Source organism: Arthrobacter sp. 131MFCol6.1, from assembly GCF_000374925.1.
Taxonomy (GTDB): domain Bacteria; phylum Actinomycetota; class Actinomycetes; order Actinomycetales; family Micrococcaceae; genus Arthrobacter.
This window is the reverse complement of sequence record NZ_KB895541.1, coordinates 1,394,031-1,411,476: the sequence shown is the minus strand read 5'-3', so window position 1 is coordinate 1,411,476 and position 17,446 is coordinate 1,394,031. Positions and strand designations below refer to the sequence as shown.

At 66.4% G+C, this 17,446-nt stretch carries 14 protein-coding genes and 1 tRNA gene; 9 read left to right on the top strand and 6 right to left on the bottom strand.

Translation table 11 applies throughout. The features are described from left to right. Positions 1–126: 126 nt before the first annotated feature. Complete coding sequence (locus tag C566_RS0106570; protein WP_043465768.1) at positions 127–672, bottom strand: hypothetical protein; 546 nt, start codon at positions 670–672, stop codon at positions 127–129. Positions 673–936: 264 nt separating this feature from the next. On the opposite strand from C566_RS0106570, the gene C566_RS22645 reads away from it, so the two are divergent. Together C566_RS22645 and C566_RS0106555 are read left to right on the top strand one after the other, a co-directional pair. After that, entirely contained in the window at positions 937–1,536 is a 600-nt protein-coding gene (locus C566_RS22645; RefSeq protein ID WP_155846750.1) for a hypothetical protein, read from the top strand. Positions 1,537–2,233: 697 nt separating this feature from the next. Next, positions 2,234–3,352: a peptidase M10A and M12B matrixin and adamalysin gene (locus C566_RS0106555; protein ID WP_155846749.1), complete on the top strand. Its 1,119-nt coding sequence runs from the start codon at positions 2,234–2,236 to the stop codon at positions 3,350–3,352. Between the two features lie 492 nt (positions 3,353–3,844). Here the strand turns inward: C566_RS0106555 and C566_RS0106550 are convergent, their stop codons facing one another. Together C566_RS0106550 and C566_RS0106545 are read right to left on the bottom strand one after the other, a co-directional pair. Beyond that, positions 3,845–4,099, bottom strand: a complete 255-nt coding sequence (locus C566_RS0106550) for a hypothetical protein (RefSeq protein ID WP_018773539.1) — start codon at positions 4,097–4,099, stop codon at positions 3,845–3,847. Positions 4,100–4,585: 486 nt separating this feature from the next. Continuing rightward, positions 4,586–4,996, bottom strand: coding sequence for a hypothetical protein (locus C566_RS0106545; RefSeq protein WP_155846748.1), 411 nt, complete (start codon positions 4,994–4,996; stop codon positions 4,586–4,588). Between the two features lie 280 nt (positions 4,997–5,276). On the opposite strand from C566_RS0106545, the gene C566_RS0106540 reads away from it, so the two are divergent. After that, a complete protein-coding gene (locus tag C566_RS0106540; RefSeq protein WP_018773536.1) occupies positions 5,277–5,786 on the top strand; it encodes a hypothetical protein in 510 nt (169 codons plus the stop codon). A gap of 401 nt (positions 5,787–6,187) precedes the next feature. On the opposite strand, the gene C566_RS0106530 is transcribed toward C566_RS0106540, so the two are convergent. The 3 genes from C566_RS0106530 to C566_RS0106520 all read right to left on the bottom strand — a co-directional run bounded on the left by C566_RS0106530 (position 6,188) and on the right by C566_RS0106520 (position 8,648). Then, a tRNA-Lys gene (locus C566_RS0106530) sits at positions 6,188–6,263 on the bottom strand. Between the two features lie 116 nt (positions 6,264–6,379). After that, positions 6,380–7,507, bottom strand: a complete 1,128-nt coding sequence (locus C566_RS0106525) for a PQQ-dependent sugar dehydrogenase (protein WP_018773535.1) — start codon at positions 7,505–7,507, stop codon at positions 6,380–6,382. Between the two features lie 46 nt (positions 7,508–7,553). Then, positions 7,554–8,648: a sunset domain-containing protein gene (locus C566_RS0106520; RefSeq protein ID WP_020608500.1), complete on the bottom strand. Its 1,095-nt coding sequence runs from the start codon at positions 8,646–8,648 to the stop codon at positions 7,554–7,556. A 185-nt stretch (positions 8,649–8,833) separates the two neighbouring features. On the opposite strand from C566_RS0106520, the gene C566_RS0106515 reads away from it, so the two are divergent. The 6 genes from C566_RS0106515 to serA all read left to right on the top strand — a co-directional run bounded on the left by C566_RS0106515 (position 8,834) and on the right by serA (position 17,344). After that, the gene (locus tag C566_RS0106515; protein ID WP_018773534.1) at positions 8,834–9,772 is read left to right on the top strand and encodes a LysR family transcriptional regulator; all 939 of its coding nucleotides are present in this window, start codon (positions 8,834–8,836) and stop codon (positions 9,770–9,772) included. 129 nt (positions 9,773–9,901) lie between these two features. Continuing rightward, positions 9,902–11,623 carry a dihydroxy-acid dehydratase gene (ilvD, locus tag C566_RS0106510; protein WP_018773533.1) on the top strand — a complete coding sequence of 574 codons (1,722 nt, stop codon included), beginning with the start codon at positions 9,902–9,904 and terminating at the stop codon, positions 11,621–11,623. 453 nt (positions 11,624–12,076) lie between these two features. Beyond that, on the top strand, positions 12,077–13,975 hold the full coding sequence (locus C566_RS0106505) for an acetolactate synthase large subunit (protein ID WP_018773532.1): 1,899 nt from the start codon (positions 12,077–12,079) through the stop codon (positions 13,973–13,975). Between the two features lie 2 nt (positions 13,976–13,977). Further along, positions 13,978–14,490: an acetolactate synthase small subunit gene (ilvN, locus tag C566_RS0106500; protein ID WP_018773531.1), complete on the top strand. Its 513-nt coding sequence runs from the start codon at positions 13,978–13,980 to the stop codon at positions 14,488–14,490. 105 nt (positions 14,491–14,595) lie between these two features. Beyond that, entirely contained in the window at positions 14,596–15,621 is a 1,026-nt protein-coding gene (gene ilvC / locus C566_RS0106495; protein ID WP_026266449.1) for a ketol-acid reductoisomerase, read from the top strand. A gap of 127 nt (positions 15,622–15,748) precedes the next feature. After that, the gene (serA, locus tag C566_RS0106490) at positions 15,749–17,344 is read left to right on the top strand and encodes a phosphoglycerate dehydrogenase (protein WP_018773529.1); all 1,596 of its coding nucleotides are present in this window, start codon (positions 15,749–15,751) and stop codon (positions 17,342–17,344) included. The last annotated feature ends 102 nt before the right edge of the window (positions 17,345–17,446 follow it).

The window sequence follows — 17,446 nt, the reverse complement described above, 5'->3', positions numbered from 1 at the left end:
TTCATCCTCACCATCGTAGGGTTAAACCGCCGGCAGCCAGGGAATCCCGGCCCGGCGCGGCTCCCTTGCAGCGCCCTTAAGCGCTCGTCTTCGTTGCGTTCGTAACGGGGGCCGTCGTCGGGTGGCTCACTGGCCCGTGACTTTGATTCCGGCGACCGCCCCGGTCCAGGCGCCGGTCGGGTCCGGGCGGGTCAACTGGGCACTGACGTAGCCCTTCTGCAGTTGGACGACCTGCGATTGGGTTCGCGAGCAATCGACATCCAACACCGTGTGCTCTGTTCCGGCCGGCGAGTTTTGGGAGAGGTAGATCTGGGCATGGGGGACGCCCACGCAGGCCGCGGTGACTGTGTGCGGACCGGCAACCGTCACCGTTGCGGCTTTGGTGAAGCCAACCCCTGGCCCGTCCGCCGGACCGGCGTCGGAGAGGAGCGCGGACCCTGGCGCCTCGGCCAGACGCTTATGCAGTTCGGCGTAGTTGCTCGCTTCCACGCCCAGAACCCCCGGATCTTTCGTCGGGGCGGCGGGGGCCGGCCGGTGGCTTTGCCCGGCCGCCGTCGGCCGCGGATCGCCGTCGTCCTCGTAGGCGCAGGCGGCCACGCCACCGGCCATAAGCATGCCAACAATGAGTCCTGCAGCGACGCGGACTGTTTTCGTTCCCCCAGGTCCAGACATGGGCAGAGTCTACGGTCAGTCCTTTGGATTACAAGTCATCCCGGCCCGGCGGGCAGGCGCCTGCGGATACCTCCTCCATGCCTCGCGGACGACGACACCGCGTGGCCCCGCCCTTCGACCCGAACAAGATGTCCGCGCATGGTCAAGTTACCTCGCTGAGGAGTGCGGAGTTCCGAGCCCCGGCGGACTGCACTTCCCGTCATGGCCTAATCCGCAAGCCGCATGTAATCTGACTTCGAATCGCTCGCAACGTAATGGGGAACCTTGACTGAGAACATCCCGGCCGTCCCGCCAGTACCGCCGTATGCCCAGACGCCGCCCCACCCGCGGCAGGGGCAGTTCGGTCCCGTCCCGGGCAACGAGCCGCATCTCGCTGCACCCCAGACCTACGCTCCGCCTTACGGCCAGCAGCCGTACCTGTACCAGGCTCAGCAGCCGTATTCGGCCTACCCGCCGGCACCGCCGCTGCAGTATTCACCGGACGGCAGATGGACGTACACGCCGGCTTCGAGGTCCTCTGGATACCGTATCGCGGCAGGCACTACGTCGATCGTGCTGGGCGCCTGGCTGTTCCTGCAATTTCTGGTCGGAGCATCCCAAGGACTCGGTTTCCTGGCCTTCCTTTCACTCGTCGCTGCGGGCGGGACGCTCACAGCTGGCATTGTGCTGTTGGCCAAACAGCGGGGCTGGGAGAGGGGCGCGCCCGTCACCGTGTTGAGCTTCGCAGGGTTCGCCCTCTTTGTCGGTGTCCTCCACCTTGCCGGCCGATCCGGTGTCGGCATGTTCTTCTTCAACTTCTTGCTGTCAGTCCCGGTTCTGATCGTCATGGGCATCGGGTTATCCCGGGAATCAGGCGACACCTGACCAAGCACTTTGTGGCCGGCCCGACCTCCACGACGAAACTCATCCGGTTCGCCCCAGTCAGGGCTGATTGACGTCAGCCAGCTAGGGATCCTCGCTGATCACAAAGGGCCGCCCGCTGCACCTGCATTGCGGTCACCCGCCCTATTCCACAGGTGTGCAGGCGCGGCGTTTCTGGCGCTAGTAGGACAGGACGTGCCAGTTTGCGGCTACGCGGTCGGTGACTTGTCTTCATCGTCATCGCGCCGCCTTGAATGCAACTTGAACGCGATTCCCACTGCAACTATGACCACCAGGGAACCAGCAAGAACGGACCGTCCGGCTCCAGGATCTGGGACCGCAATGATCGTTGCGCAGCCCGCCGGCGGCCGCCTCGGGCAGCTCGTCGAGGCGGGCGAAGGAGTTCTCCGACGCGGCCAGCTATCTGGGAATGCCAGTCATCGACCCCTCGGACAGCCACCGATACCTGCTCACGTTCTGCCGCTCCGCGGACCAGATCCCGCACGAACTGCGGATGGCGGCCGAAAAGAGCTCACCGAAGCCCGCGAACGGATTCACCGCGAATACGCAGCCGCTGTCTGGGCGGTCCGGGCCGCGCCCCGCGGCGACGCCGCCGACACCTATCAGGCCGGAGTGAAAGCGGCCTTGGACGTGGTGCGCCGCCTCAGTTTCCCTTACGCTGACACCGGAGCCGACGACGATGGGGGTACAGGCGCAGATGGGTGAGCCGGGGGAGCTGGGGGAACCGAAGCGGATTCCGCTGTGGAAGCTTGAAGAAATGGCCGGCAACCCGGCCCCGCCCGAGGGCTGGCGCGGTAATTCCGCACCGCTGCTACCGGCCTGGGACGCGGGTCAGGTGCACACCTCTTCCTCCGCCGTCCGGGACGCCTGGGCCCGCCGCGCCCCATGGCCGATCCGCCTCTTCCGGGCATTGTTCAAGGTCACCGCCGTCGTGACAGCCGGCGCGCTCCTGGCCGGATTCAGCCTCTACCTGCACGGTGACCTGAAGCCGTCGGCGTTCCTCGGCGGCCCCGGTCAAGCCCCCGACCTTGGCATGCCCAACCTGCTGGCACCTTTGATCCCGTCTCCGGCAGATGCTTATCCTGCGGACGCCGCCGGGTCCGGGCCCCTCACCGACTACCCGACCCCGGGCCGGGAAGAGGGCGCTGCCCCGCTCGGACGGCCCGCACCGGTGCCTGCCACGTCCGCCGCCTACGCCTTCATGGATACCGACGATGACGGGCAACCGGTCAAGTACGATCCGTGCCGGCCCATCCACTACGTCACTCGTTCCGCCAACGAGCCCGCCGCCGGGCCGGAACTCATCCAGCAGGCAATCGACGCGGTTTCCCGCGCGACCGGGCTGGTGTTCATCAACGACGGGCCCACCACAGAGGCGCCGTCAGCGCAGCGCGACTCCTACCAGCCGGCCCGCTACGGGGACCGGTGGGCGCCCGTGCTCATCGCCTGGGAAACCACCGCCGAGGAACCCACTTTCACCGACCTCCATGACGGGGACACCATACTGGGCCGGGGCGGCAGCGAGGCCGTCAGTATCGGAGACACGGACTTCACCTACGTCAGCGGCCAGCTGGAGCTGAACGCGACCGGCCTGCAGACCCTGATCAAGTTCGAAGGCCCGGCCCAGGCCCTCGGCACCATCGAACACGAACTCGGCCATGTCGTGGGGCTGGACCACGTCCAGGACCCGACCCAGCTGATGAACCCGTCCGACGCTGCCGGCCTGAACAGCTACCAGGCCGGGGACCTCAACGGCCTGGCCCTCCTCGGCCAAGGGGAGTGCCGGCCCGGAGTCTGAGCGGGCGAGCGGGGCGCGGGCCGCCGTGCGCATAAAGTGCCATGAAGATCCTGATCACCGTATGCGAAAGCGGCGCAACCGCCATTGACGGCTACCCCGACGGCTTCCCGGTGGATGGTGACGCCTGCACCGCGGCCCGCTTCGTGAGCGTGCCCGGAAGCTCATCGCCAACAAAGAGCACGGTCCTAGTCTCCGCCCGAAGCTGGCTCGGCGCTCAGGTGGCCGCAGCCGGGCCTGCACACGGAGACGCGGTACATTCTGACGGGCCCTCGATGACGGAGACGCCCGACAGGGTGCAGTGTCAGCGGTTCATCCGTCGTAGGCGGCTTCCATCAGGGACTTGGCCGCTGCCGCTGTTTCCTGGAACCGCTCCTCGCGGATCGCTTTGATGCGGAGACGCCCGCAGCCCTCACCGCCCGGTTGCCCATTGTCGAGGTCTCGGAGTCTTCACGGGTCCGAATACTTCGGACGAAAGCACGCCACGCCGTCTCCCTACTCGTCTTCACCCGGATGCCGCTCAATGCCGTATGGTTTCTCCCTCACATACATGAACGCGATGACAGCAATAAATGGCAGGCACCAGAGGAAAGCCACGAGCGCGTCAGCAACCTGAAGCCCATAAATCAGGAGGGCGATGAGGAATCCCACCGCCATTCCAATGAATCCGCCTACGATTGCCCTGCCGATTTTCCGCTGATCTACGTGCACCTTGAATTCCCCTTCACTGCCCAGCGCTGCGGCATTCACCAGTGCTGTTGTCTATCGCGGGATCCTTGATGGCGATTCTCGCGTTGACGGCCAGACTTACGCCGTTGGCGGCTGCGCCGGCGACAACAAGCCGGTCCAACGACGAACGACCGTGTTGTCTCGGGGCTCAGCATCTTCGCATCGTTGGCCTAACCGTCTCCATTCCTGGACGAGCGGCGATTCCTAACGACAGCGAGACCGATGAGGTTTGCAGCAGCAAACCCAAACGTGGCGATGAGAAGCCCAACTTTTAGCACCACCCAGAAGGGCTGGGAGACGTCAATGAATTGGGCGAAGAGTCCCGAGACGAATCCGCCCAGGAATCCGACGACGGTAGGAAATTCCAACTTTGTTATCCGCAACATCGACGCCCCCATGTCAACAGAAGTTATAGGCGTCACGCTAAGCGTTGAACGAGTCCGTGGATAGATCAGAAGGCTTGACAGTTGTAGTCACGGCGGATCTGGACTGGTTTGGCCCTTCTGGCTAAGGCCTGCTCGCTGTCTGCCAGGGTAGCTCTCCGAGGGCTGTTCCTGCCTCGATGCGCGCGACGGGGTAGAAGTCGATGCGATCCTTGTCCTCGCGGGCGTAGATGACCATGTCATTGGCGGCGGTCCCGCCGCCAATGAGGGACTCGATCTCGGTGCGGGCCTCGGCCAGGCTCGCGTGGGTGACCCATTCGCTGTTGCGGTCCCCGAGGCGGGCGCGGGTGAGGTAGTCGGGGGAGTCCTCGCCGCGTGGCGGACGGACCGGCTGAGGTGCGGCGGCGTCGATTAGAACCCAGACTTCCCGGTCCTCGTCCAGGATGATCGTCTCGTAGGCGCCGGTGAGCAATTCCCAGAGCGCAGCTGTCGTGACCTCTTCTCCGGTCCCCGGGGAGGTGGGCGAGCTCGTCAAGACGCCCCGGGGCGGTCTCGGCGTTCTGGGCTTCATCACGAAGGGCGGTCATGCGCCCCATGTGTGCGGAAGACGGACTGTGCCTCACCGGCTGCCGGTCTGGCACAAGATTCAGGTAGTGGCCCTGGTGGGCTCGGCCTCCCGCGGGCGATTCGCCGGCCGACAAGTAGGCCCTACGCTTGTTGGCCCCGCGCCGCGGGCCTATGATGCGCGGACGTTCGTCAGGGATTTTCCCGTGCCCATGGGGGGACTTTTTCGCAAGCTACGAAGGAGCCACCTCATGAAGCGCGCACTCATACCCATCGCCCTCGCGGTCGGAGTCGGACTTTTCGCCGGGACGGGCGCCGCCGTCGCCGCGCCCCCGATACCTAACGACACGTCCCCCTTCCAACTCGACTGCCCCGGCTTCCAGATTGATGTCCAGGTCATCGGCTCGAGCAAGAGCAAGTATATTGACTTCATCCATCCCTCCCCTCCCTCTGAGATAAGGCTTTTTGCCGTCACAAATGCTTCTACCGCGGTTACTCTGACGGGCCCTGCCCCGGCCTCGAAAGTGGTTAGGACCGCACTCAACGGGACCGTGCGGTGGGCGTTTGACTTCAACGTCGGCGACTTTGTCATCACGTCGACGGGAAGAAACCTGATCACGGTTCCGAAGGTCTACGGGACGCCTGGCGTCTTCCTCGCAGTGGGTCTGGAGACCTGGACTCTGAATGGACCGGTATACCCGAACGCGGGACTCACCGGCCCAGGCACCGTGACCGACGTCTGTCAGCTTCTGGCGCCGTAGGCGTGCAACAGCGGCGACAAATCCTGACGGCGGTTTAGGCAGGACTGACCGTAGCTGGCAAGGCGTGGAGAAGCCCGGCCGCCTCGAGGGGTGACCGGGCTTCTGTGCGGGTATGGGGGACTATTTGCCGAAGGCGGCGGTGTACTGGGCGTTCACGCTCGGGGACAGCTTGCCGTTGACGCGCAGCAGGGTTGCGCCGTCCACGTGATGCCATTTCGGTGCCGGCTGCCGGGCCCATCGCCTTCAGGACCTTCCGGATGAAGCTGTGTGGGCGGCCTTGGGCTTCCGCTGCCGGGGGTCGGGCCAGAATACATAGCCCATAAATATCCCCCAAAGCCATACGGAGCAAAACAAAACCCCGCCTCTGCCAGCCGTTAGGCCAGTAAAGACGGGGTTTTCGTTGGTGCACCCCCCGGGACTCGAACCCGGAACCCATTGATTAAGAGTCAATTGCTCTGCCAGTTGAGCTAGAGGTGCATCTGTTGTTTTCGTTCACCGGGGCTTTTTATTTCCCGCGTTGTTCTCCGCAACGACATGAAACTCTACACGAGATTGGCTGTCGTGTGAAATCGAGGGGCGCTGGATGGTCCACGTCAGCCGGGGAGGTTCAAAATCAGCGCGAAATCAGGGTTTTGGCCGTTACTGAGGAGCCACAGACGGCCGTCAGGAGCGAGGGAAACGTTGCGCACCCGGCCATACTTTCCTGTGAAATAGCTCACAGGATCTCCGGCGAATTCGCCGTTGAGGGGTACAACCCAGAGTCTTTGACCGCGAAGGGCGCCCAGATAGGCAATGCTGCCGACAATTTCGAGTCCGCTGGGGGAGGACTCCGCCGTCGACGGCCACACCACTTTGGCGTCCAGGAGACCGGGGCGGTGAGGGGCACCCGTCACCTCGGGCCAGCCGTAGTTGCCGCCCGGCACGATCAGGTTGAGCTCGTCGTTGACGTCGGGGCCGAATTCGCTGGCCCACAGCCGGCCCGCGCTGTCCCAGGCCAGTCCCTGGACGTTCCTGTGGCCAAAGCTGTAGACCGGGTTGTCGCCGAACGGGTTTCCCGGCGCCGGCCGGCCATCCGGAGTGAGGCGGAGGATCTTCCCGCCCAGCGCCGCGCGGTCCTGCGGCTGCTCCCGGCGCTGGGAGTCACCGGTCCCCACATACAGGAAACCGTCGGGCCCAAAGCGGATCCGGCCGCCGTTGTGCGTGCCGGCCTTGGAAATACCGGTGAAAACCGGTTCCAGGGCGCCGAGCTCCAGCCGGCCGCCACGTTCGTCCAGCCGCATGCGGGCGATTCTGTTGTCCGCCGCCGCGGTGAAGTAGGCGTAGAGGTACCGGTCCGACGCGAAGTCGGGGGAAAGGGCAAGGCCCAGGAGGCCGCCTTCGCCGCCGGGAACGACGCCGGGCACTTTGCCGACCGTACCCAGCTGCCCGTCTTTGATGGTCCTGAGCAGTGCGGTGTCGCGCTCGGAGATGACCGCGGTGCCGTCGGGTAGATAGACCGTGGACCACGGCAGTTGCAGCCCGCTAACCCGCCCCGCAACGGTGGGCTCACCCGCTGCCCCGGCCGTAGCTGTTGCGCCGGTGGCAGTGCGGTCTCCCGGCTGAACCACGGGCGAGGTTGAGCCGCCGGTACAGGCACTCAAGAAAAACAGGGCAACGGCCAGCGCGGTGGCCCGGGCCGCTGCCCTGCCAATGAAGCGCCTGCGGGTGAAACGGGGGAGCATCAACGGACGCGATGGGAAGGCGTGGGCCGACGGCCCGGGCCGCCGGCTACAGCCGTGTCCGGCGCGGCGGCCGAAACCCGGCCGCTTCGGCGTGGGCCGGGGAGGCAAACCACACCTCAGCCCGGGTTTCTTCATACGCCGGGCTGGTCTCGTCGTGGTAGATCATCGACGAGGCATTGCCCTTGACGGTGAAACCCTCCGGGCCGCTTCCGTCCGCCGCCGGAGCCGCTGACCCCTCCCCGTAGGGCTGCTCAGTGGCCAAATGGCCGGTGGGCTCGGCCGTTTGGCTGGCGGAGGCCCCGGCCGCCGCTGGCGAGGCTGCCGTCTGCGTCGTTTCCGGCTCAGCGAGATCCGCGGGCATCGCCGTGCCAGTCCCGGCGTCGGGTGCCGCGGGCATCGCCGTGCCAGTGCCAGAGGCGGGGACGGTGCCGGCGCCAGTGCTGGTTGTAGTGGCCGTGCCGGTAACCGAGTCCTCGTCGTCGACCGGTTCCGCGGCTGCCGATTCCGCCCCGGGCAGAGTCGGCGCGTGGGGCTCAGTGTATTCGGGGTGGTGGACGGGCAGGCCCGCCGCGCCAGTCTCCGCAGCCGCGCCAAGCTCGGCGGCCGTCACAGCGTGCGCACCGCGGGCCGGCTCAACGTGGGCTCCGGCGGTGTGCGTCTCCGCCGGCGGGGCGGTCTCGGACCACTGGGTCTCCCACTCGGCATTGCCCGTTGCGGCCGCTGCCTCTGGGGCCGCCTTGGCGCCCGGCTCGACTGTCGGGGCCGCGGCGCCCGCCGCCTCGGGGGCAGCCGTGGCCTCCCGGGCAGGTGCGTCCGGCTCAGGTGCAGATGCTGCATTGGGCGCGGCCATCGCTGCGGCACCGGCGGCCGCCGTCGGACCCGCGGCCCCGGCCGCTGCCGGGCCGGCCATCGCTGCCGTACCCGCCGCCGCCGTCGGACTGGCCGCCGAACCACTCGGCGCCGTCGGACTGGCTGCCTCCGAATCAGACGCCGCCGTGGAACGGGCAGAGGTGCCGGTGTTGGTGCTGGTGCCTGCGGCGGATGAGGAATCTGCGCCCGGGCGGCTCTTGTTTCGGTTCAGCAGCCACCAAACCACAGCGACCACCACGATGATGACGACGAGCCAGACGATCCAGTCCATAGCAGAGCCTTTCAGTCCGTATTCAGCCCATGAGACATGGTTGCCGATGCTTGACGTTACGTCCGGGCAAAGCCGGCTGTCCACCCTCCCGGCGGCCAAATGCCGGGCATGCCTGGAGCGGATCTCCGGCCTGGTGAGCAGCCCCGAACCGGAATCAAACCCGGCCCGGCGTGTAGCCTCGCCTCATGGATTTCAAGCGACTGCAGATTCTGCGCGAACTCGCCGGCCGCGGGACCGTAGGCGCCACGGCCGAGGCCATGAAGGTCACGCCATCGGCAGTGTCGCAGCAGCTGAAGACCCTGCAGGAGGAACTGGGCGTCGTCCTGGTGGAGAAGTCCGGCAGGGGAGTGCGCCTTACCGAGGCAGGACTGGCCATGGCCGGCGCCGCCGCCGACGTCTCGACGGCCATGGCGCGGGCGGAAGCAACCATCGACACGTACCGGCGCGGCTGGCAGACGCGGGTGCTGGCAGCCTTCTTTCCCAGCGCCGCGGAGATGTTCCTGCCGGGCATGCTCCACCGGGTCAAGGCCGTCGAGGGGCTCCGGTTCGAGGCGCACTTCGAGGACCCGGGCGTTGCCGGGTTCGCCGGGCTGACCGCGGACTACGACATCGTCCTGGCGCACAGCGTCGACGGTCCGGAAGTCTTCGGCGGCCAGGGCCTGACGGTGGTGCCGCTGCTGGACGAACCCCTGGATGTGGCTTTGCCGGCCGGGCACGCTTTGGCCGGCAAAGCCACACTGTGCGCCGAGGACGTCGTCGGCTTTCCGTGGATGGGAGTCCCGGAGGGCTTTCCCTTCGACACCGTGCTGCGCCAGATCGAGGTACGGGCCGACGCGCAGGCCGTCCGGGCCCAGCAGTTCCCGGATCTGCGGGTCCTGGAAGCCCTGGTCAGCGCCGGGCATGGGCTGAGCCTGCTGCCGCGGTACACGGCGGTCAGCAACCAGGGCCGTGGGTTCGTCCTGCGCCCGCTCGAGGGCGTGAAGGCCAGCCGGAGCATCGTGGCGCTGGCCCGTCCGGACGTCGCGGCCCGGACCACCATCCAGCAGGTCCTGGCGATGCTCAAGGCCGAGGCCCAGGGTGTCGCCGAAGCCCCGGAACTGCGTGACGCGGCTCACCGGGCCTAAGGCAAATCAGGCCCCGGTGTCATTATGTGAGACGAGAGTCCACTATTTGATCGACATATTCCCGGTTTTCCGCTTAACGCTCCGTTCTTGGGTCGTTGGCGCCTGTGGCCGAGCCCTAGACTTTGAGCCATGAGTCAGGACACCCAAACAGCAGCAGACACCAAGCCGGACATCAAGCCCCGCAGCCGGGTCGTTACCGATGGAATCCACGCCGCCCCCGCGCGCGGCATGTTCCGGGCGGTCGGCATGGGCGACGACGACTTCGCCAAGCCGCAGATCGGCGTGGCGAGCTCGTGGAACGAGATCACCCCCTGCAACCTTTCGTTGAACCGGCTCGCCCAAGGCGCCAAGGAAGGCGTCCACGCCGGCGGCGGGTTCCCCATGCAGTTCGGCACCATCTCCGTCTCGGACGGCATCTCCATGGGCCACGAGGGCATGCACTTCTCCCTGGTGTCCCGTGAAGTCATCGCCGACTCCGTCGAGACGGTCATGCAGGCCGAGCGGATCGACGGCTCCGTGCTCCTGGCCGGTTGCGACAAGTCGCTGCCCGGCATGCTGATGGCCGCGGCCCGCCTGGACCTGGCCGCCGTGTTCCTCTACGCCGGCTCCATCATGCCCGGCTGGGTCAAGCTCGAGGACGGCTCCGAAAAGGAAGTCACCCTCATCGACGCGTTTGAGGCCGTCGGTGCGTGCGCCGCCGGAAAGATGAGCCGCGAGGACCTGGACCGCATCGAAAAGGCAATTTGCCCGGGCGAGGGCGCCTGCGGCGGCATGTACACCGCCAACACCATGGCCTGCATCGGTGAGGCTTTGGGCATGTCCCTGCCCGGCTCCGCCGCACCGCCCTCCGCGGACCGCCGCCGCGACGCCTTTGCGCACAAGTCCGGCGAAGCCGTGGTGAACCTGCTGCGCCTGGGCATCACCGCCCGCGACATCATGACGCGCAAGGCGTTCGAGAACGCGATCGCCGTCACCATGGCCTTCGGCGGTTCCACCAACGCCGTGCTGCACCTGCTCGCGATCGCCCGCGAGGCCGAAGTGGAGCTGACGCTGGAAGACTTCAACCGGATCGGCGACAAGATCCCGCACCTGGGCGACCTCAAGCCGTTCGGCCGCTACGTCATGACCGACGTCGACAAGATCGGCGGTGTGCCGGTCATCATGAAGGCACTGCTCGACGCCGGCCTGCTGCATGGTGACTGCCTCACCGTCACCGGCAAGACCGTGGCCGAGAACCTCGCCGCGATCAACCCGCCGGACCTGGATGGCAAGATCCTGCGCGCACTGGACAACCCGATCCACAAGACCGGCGGCATCACCATCCTGCACGGTTCGATGGCCCCGGAAGGCGCCGTCGTCAAGAGCGCCGGCTTCGACGCCGACGTCTTCGAGGGCACGGCCCGCGTGTTCGAACGCGAACAGGGCGCGCTCGATGCCCTGGATAAGGGTGAGATCCACAAGGGCGACGTCGTAGTGATCCGCTACGAAGGCCCCAAGGGCGGCCCCGGCATGCGCGAGATGCTCGCCATCACCGGCGCCATCAAGGGCGCGGGCCTGGGCAAGGACGTCCTGCTGCTGACCGACGGACGGTTCTCCGGCGGAACCACCGGCCTGTGCATCGGCCACGTCGCGCCGGAAGCCGTCGACGGCGGTCCCATCGCGTTCGTCAAGGACGGTGACCGGATCCGCGTGGACATCGCGGCCCGCACCTTCGACCTCCTGGTCGACGACGCCGAGCTCGAGGCCCGCAAGGTCGGCTGGGAGCCGCTCCCGGCCAAGTTCACGAAGGGTGTGCTCGCCAAGTACGCCAAGCTCGTCCACAGCGCCTCCACGGGCGCGTACTGCGGCTGACGGGTAACGCCTACCCGGAGTGGACGGCGCTGGGCGCCGCCCACTCCGGGGCCCTCGGCGTTTCCCTTATTAAGCCCTGCCGCCAAAATGGGCGGCTCGCCGTTCAGCGTCGGGGCCAAGGGAAAACGAGGGTCCCAACCAGTGGACACCGTTGTCCAAATAGTGAGACGCGGGCCGGGCTCGTTGACACCCGTCTCACTCAGAGGGAAAACTGAACGCATGATCGAGATCGTTACAGCCGGAGTCACCGCAGTTGAGTGCCCTGCAGTCGAGAGCACTGCGGGTGTTTCCGTCGTACTTACCAAGCGCGTGGCTCAATAGCCTTCACTGGTAACGAACCGTCACGCGCAACCCCTCGAAGAGCCCGCCGGCTGAGGGGTTTTTTTATTTCCCGCACCACCAGAACAACCCAGTAGTTCCACGATCACCGAAGATCCACAAAGGAAGAGTCCGATGAGCAAAGGATCGCCGATCAGCCCCTCGCTGATGGCCACCAAGTCCGCTGGAGCCCACAAGGCTCCGGAACGCGTCGAACGTCCGGCTGACGCCGGCGTCGACTCTGCTGCCGTCTCTCCTGTCCTCGGACCGAACAACGTCGTACCCCCGACGGTCATGACCGGTTCGCAAGCAATTGTCCGCTCGCTCGAAGAACTCGGCGTCCAGGACATTTTCGGTTTGCCCGGTGGCGCGATCCTGCCCACCTACGACCCCTTGATGGCCTCCAAAATGAACCACGTTCTGGTCCGTCACGAACAGGGAGCCGGCCACGCCGCGCAAGGCTACGCCATGGTTACCGGACGGGTTGGCGTCTGCATCGCCACCTCGGGCCCGGGTGCCACCAACCTCGTTACCGCCATCATGGATGCCCACATGGACTCCGTGCCGATAGTGGCCATTACCGGCCAGGTCTCCAGCGGGGTGATCGGCACCGACGCCTTCCAGGAAGCGGACATCGTCGGGATCACCATGCCGATCACGAAGCACTCCTTCCTGGTCACGGACCCCAACGACATCCCGCATGTGATGGCCGAGGCGTTCCACCTGGCGTCCACCGGACGCCCGGGCCCGGTCCTCGTGGACGTCGCCAAGGACGCCCAGCAGGGCCAGATGACGTTCTCCTGGCCGCCCAAGATCGATCTCCCGGGATACCGGCCGGTGGTGCGCGGCCACAGCAAGCAGGTCCGCGAGGCCGCCCGGCTCATTTCCGCCGCCAGCAAGCCCGTGCTCTACGTCGGCGGCGGAGTGGTCAAGGCCCACGCCTCGGCCGAGCTGCGCGAACTGGCCGAGCTGACCGGCGCCCCCGTGGTCACCACCCTGATGGCCCGGGGCGTGTTCCCGGACTCGCACCCGCAGCACGTGGGCATGCCGGGCATGCACGGCACGGTTTCCGCCGTGACGGCCCTGCAGCAGTCGGACCTGCTGATCACCTTGGGCGCCCGGTTCGATGACCGCGTCACCGGCATCCTGAAGTCCTTTGCCCCGAACGCCAAGGTCATCCACGCCGACATCGATCCGGCGGAAATCTCCAAGAACCGCACGGCTGACGTCCCGATCGTCGGCTCGGTCAAGGAGATCATCCCGGAACTGACCGAGGCCCTGCGCACGCAGTTCGAAGCCTTCGGCACCCCGGACCTGACCGCCTGGTGGGCATTCCTTAACAACCTCAAGGAAACCTACCCGCTCGGCTGGACCGAACCCGAGGACGGCCTCAGCGCCCCGCAGCGCGTGATCGAACGCATCGGCGCCCTGACCGGACCCGAAGGCGTGTATGTCGCCGGCGTCGGACAGCACCAGATGTGGGCCTCGCAGTTCATCAAGTACGAACGCCCGCACGCCTGGCTCAACTCCGGCGGCGCCGGCACCATGGGCTACGCCGTGCCGGCGGCCATGGGCGCCAAAGTGGGCGAACCGGACCGCGTGGTCTGGGCGATCGACGGCGACGGCTGCTTCCAGATGACCAATCAGGAACTGGCCACCTGCGCGATCAACAAGATCCCCATCAAGGTCGCCATCATCAACAACTCCTCCTTGGGCATGGTCCGGCAGTGGCAGACCCTCTTCTACGAGGGCCGCTACTCCAACACCGACCTCAACACCGGACACGACACGGTCCGCATCCCGGACTTCGTCAAGCTGGCGGACGCCTACGGCTGCGCTGCCTTCCGGTGCGAACGCGACGAGGACATCGACGCCACCATCCAGAAGGCACTGGAGATCAATGACCGCCCGGTGGTCATCGACTTCGTCGTGAGCCCCAACTCGATGGTGTGGCCGATGGTCCCCGCGGGGGTCAGCAACGACCAGATCCAGGTTGCCCGCAACATGACCCCGGAATGGGAAGAGGAGGACTGAACATGACCCGCCACACATTGTCCGTTCTGGTCGAAGACAAGCCCGGTGTGCTGACCCGCGTCGCCAGCCTCTTCGCCCGCCGGGCCTTCAACATCAATTCCCTGGCCGTCGGCCCCACCGAGGTCCCGGGCATGTCCCGGATGACCGTGGTGGTCGACGCCGATGGCGAGCTGATCGAACAGGTCACGAAACAGCTGAACAAGCTGGTCAACGTGATCAAGATCGTCGAGCTCACCTCCGAATCTTCCGTACAGCGTGACCACATCCTGGTCAAGGTACGTGCGGATGCCGCAACACGCCTGCAGGTCACCCAGGCTGCAGACCTGTTCCGCGCTTCAGTGGTCGACGTCTCCACAGAGTCGGTGGTCATTGAGGCAACGGGCCACCCCGAGAAGCTCACAGCACTCTTGTCAGTGCTTGAGCCATTCGGCATCCGCGAAATCGTGCAGTCCGGCACCTTGGCCGTTGGGCGGGGATCCCGCTCCATGAGTGACAGGGCACTCCGCAGCGCGTAAGACCGCGTAAGACCGCGTAAAAAACCGCGCAGGCGGAGCCGCCCCGTTGTACCGCAGCACCACAGACAATATCTACGAAGAATCCACTCAAAAGGAGACACCCCAGTGACTGAAATGTTTTACGACGACGACGCCGACCTGTCGATCATCCAGGGCCGCACCGTCGCCGTCATCGGTTACGGCTCCCAGGGCCACGCCCACGCCCTCAGCCTGCGCGATTCCGGCGTTGACGTCCGCGTCGGCCTGAAGGAAGGCTCGAAGTCCCGCGCCAAGGCCGAGGCCGAGGGCCTGCGGGTCCTGAACGTTGCCGACGCCGTCGCCGAGGCCGACCTCATCATGGTCCTGACCCCGGACCAGGTGCAGCGCCACGTTTACGCCGAGGACATCGCCCCGAACCTGCAGCCGGGCGACGCCCTGTTCTTCGGCCACGGCTTCAACATCCGCTACGGCTACATCCAGCCGCCGGCCGACGTGGACGTCGCCCTCGTCGCCCCCAAGGGCCCGGGCCACATCGTGCGCCGCGAGTTCGAAGCCGGCCGCGGCGTGCCGGACCTGATCGCCGTCGAGCAGAACCCGTCGGGCAAGGCCAAGGAACTGGCCCTGTCCTACGCCAAGGCGATCGGCGGCACCCGTGCGGGCGTCATCGAGACCACCTTCACCGAAGAGACCGAAACCGACCTCTTCGGCGAGCAGGCTGTCCTTTGCGGCGGCGCCTCGCAGCTGATCCAGTACGGCTTTGAGACCCTCACCGAGGCCGGCTACAAGCCCGAGGTGGCCTACTTCGAGGTGCTGCACGAGCTCAAGCTGATCGTCGACCTCATGGTCGAGGGCGGCATCGCCAAGCAGCGCTGGAGCGTCTCGGACACCGCGGAATACGGCGACTACGTCTCCGGCCCCCGCGTCATCACCCCGCAGGTGAAGGAAAACATGAAGGCTGTCCTCGCGGACATCCAGGACGGCACCTTCGCCAAGCGCTTCATCGACGACCAGGACGCCGGCGCACCGGAGTTCAAGGCGCTGCGCAAGAAGGGTGAGGACCACCCGATCGAGGCCACCGGCCGCGAACTGCGCAAGCTGTTCTCCTGGATCAAGAACGAAGACGACTACACCGAAGGAACAGTTGCCCGCTAGGCACTGCCCGGCAGGGGAGCCGGACACCACATCATGGGGTCCGGCTTCCCTGCTGTCCAGCACCACCCGCATCACCCGATTCACCAAAATCCCCACCAGATACACAAGAGAGCTAAAGAGGTCACCGGTGACAAGCACCAAACCTGTCGTACTCCTCGCTGAGGAACTTTCGCCCGCCACAGTCGAGGCCCTCGGCCCGGACTTTGAAATCCGCCAGACTGACGGCTCCGACCGTTCCCAGCTGCTCTCCGCGATCGCCGACGTCGACGCGATCCTGGTCCGCTCCGCCACCCAGCTGGACGCCGAGGCCATCGCCGCCGCCAAGAACCTCAAGGTCATCGCCCGCGCCGGCGTCGGCCTGGACAACGTGGACATCAAGGCGGCCACCCAGGCCGGCGTCATGGTGGTCAACGCGCCGACCTCCAACATCGTCTCCGCCGCCGAACTGACCGTCGGGCACATCCTGAGCCTCGCCCGCCACATCCCGCAGGCCAGCTCCGCCCTCAAGGACGGGGAGTGGAAGCGGTCCAAGTACACCGGCATCGAGCTCTTCGAGAAGAAGATCGGCATCATCGGCCTGGGCCGGATCGGCGCCCTGGTCGCTGCCCGCCTGAAGGGCTTCGACACCAAGATCCTCGCGTACGACCCCTACATCACCTCCGCCCGGGCCGCCCAGCTCGGCGTGCAGCTGGTGACGCTCGACGAGCTCCTGGCACAGTCGGACTTCATCACCATCCACATGCCCAAGACCCCGGAAACCGTCGGCATGCTCGGCGCCGAGGCCTTCAAGAAGATGAAGAGCACGGCGTACGTCGTCAACGTCGCCCGCGGCGGCCTGGTGGACGAGGAAGCCCTCTACACCGCGCTGCAGGCCGGTGACATCGCCGGCGCCGGCGTCGACGTCTTCTCCAAGGAACCCAGCACCGACCTGCCGTTCTTCAAACTCGACAACGTGGTGGTGACCCCGCACCTGGGCGCCTCCACCGACGAGGCCCAGGAAAAGGCCGGCGTATCCGTCGCCAAGTCTGTCCGCCTGGCCCTGGCCGGCGAACTGGTCCCCGACGCCGTCAACGTCGCCGGCGGCGTCATCGCCCCGGACGTCCGCCCCGGCATCCCGCTGATGGAAAAGCTGGGCCGCATCTTCACCGCGCTGACCCATGCCTCCCTCACCCAGTTCGACGTCGAGGTGGCCGGCGAGATCTCCTCGCTCGATGTCAAGGTCCTGGAACTCGCGGCGCTCAAGGGCATCTTCGCCGACGTCGTGACCGAGCAGGTCTCCTACGTCAACGCCCCCGTGATCGCCGAGCAGCGCGGCATCAACGTCCGGCTCATCACGACCCCGGACACCGAGTCGTACCGCAACGTCCTGACCCTTCGCGGCGCCCTCAGCGACGGCAGCCAGATCTCCGTCGCGGGAACCCTGACGGGCCCGAAGCAGATCCAGAAACTGGTCGGCGTCAACGGCTACGAGGTGGAAATCCCGATCAGCGAACACCTCGTGGTGGTGGCCTACACGGACCGCCCCGGCGTGATCGGCACGATCGGGCACATCCTGGGCATGAACAACATCAACATCGCCGGCATGCAGGTGGCACGCCAGGCAGAGGGCGGCCAGGTGCTGGCCCTGCTGACCATCGACAGTTCCGTTCCCCAGCAGGTCCTTGACGCGATCAAGGCCGGGATCGGCGCTGACATGGTCCGCGAGGTTGACCTCGAGGACTAAAATCCTCCCCGCAGGGCCCCGGCGGCGGCATGACCGCCGCCGGCGGCCACAAGCGGCCGGCCGGTCTGCGTACAATGGCTAGGACCGAATTTCAGGTCTTGG

Coding starts and splice junctions, on each gene's coding strand:
- C566_RS0106570 (WP_043465768.1), bottom strand. CDS start 672: ATGTCTGGACCTGGGGGAACGAAAACAGTCCGCGTCGCTGCAGGACTC.
- C566_RS0106525 (WP_018773535.1), bottom strand. CDS start 7,507: ATGCTCCCCCGTTTCACCCGCAGGCGCTTCATTGGCAGGGCAGCGGCC.
- C566_RS0106555 (WP_155846749.1), top strand. CDS start 2,234: ATGGGGGTACAGGCGCAGATGGGTGAGCCGGGGGAGCTGGGGGAACCG.
- C566_RS0106515 (WP_018773534.1), top strand. CDS start 8,834: ATGGATTTCAAGCGACTGCAGATTCTGCGCGAACTCGCCGGCCGCGGG.
- C566_RS0106520 (WP_020608500.1), bottom strand. CDS start 8,648: ATGGACTGGATCGTCTGGCTCGTCGTCATCATCGTGGTGGTCGCTGTG.
- ilvD (WP_018773533.1), top strand. CDS start 9,902: ATGAGTCAGGACACCCAAACAGCAGCAGACACCAAGCCGGACATCAAG.
- C566_RS0106505 (WP_018773532.1), top strand. CDS start 12,077: ATGAGCAAAGGATCGCCGATCAGCCCCTCGCTGATGGCCACCAAGTCC.
- ilvN (WP_018773531.1), top strand. CDS start 13,978: ATGACCCGCCACACATTGTCCGTTCTGGTCGAAGACAAGCCCGGTGTG.
- C566_RS0106540 (WP_018773536.1), top strand. CDS start 5,277: ATGAAGCGCGCACTCATACCCATCGCCCTCGCGGTCGGAGTCGGACTT.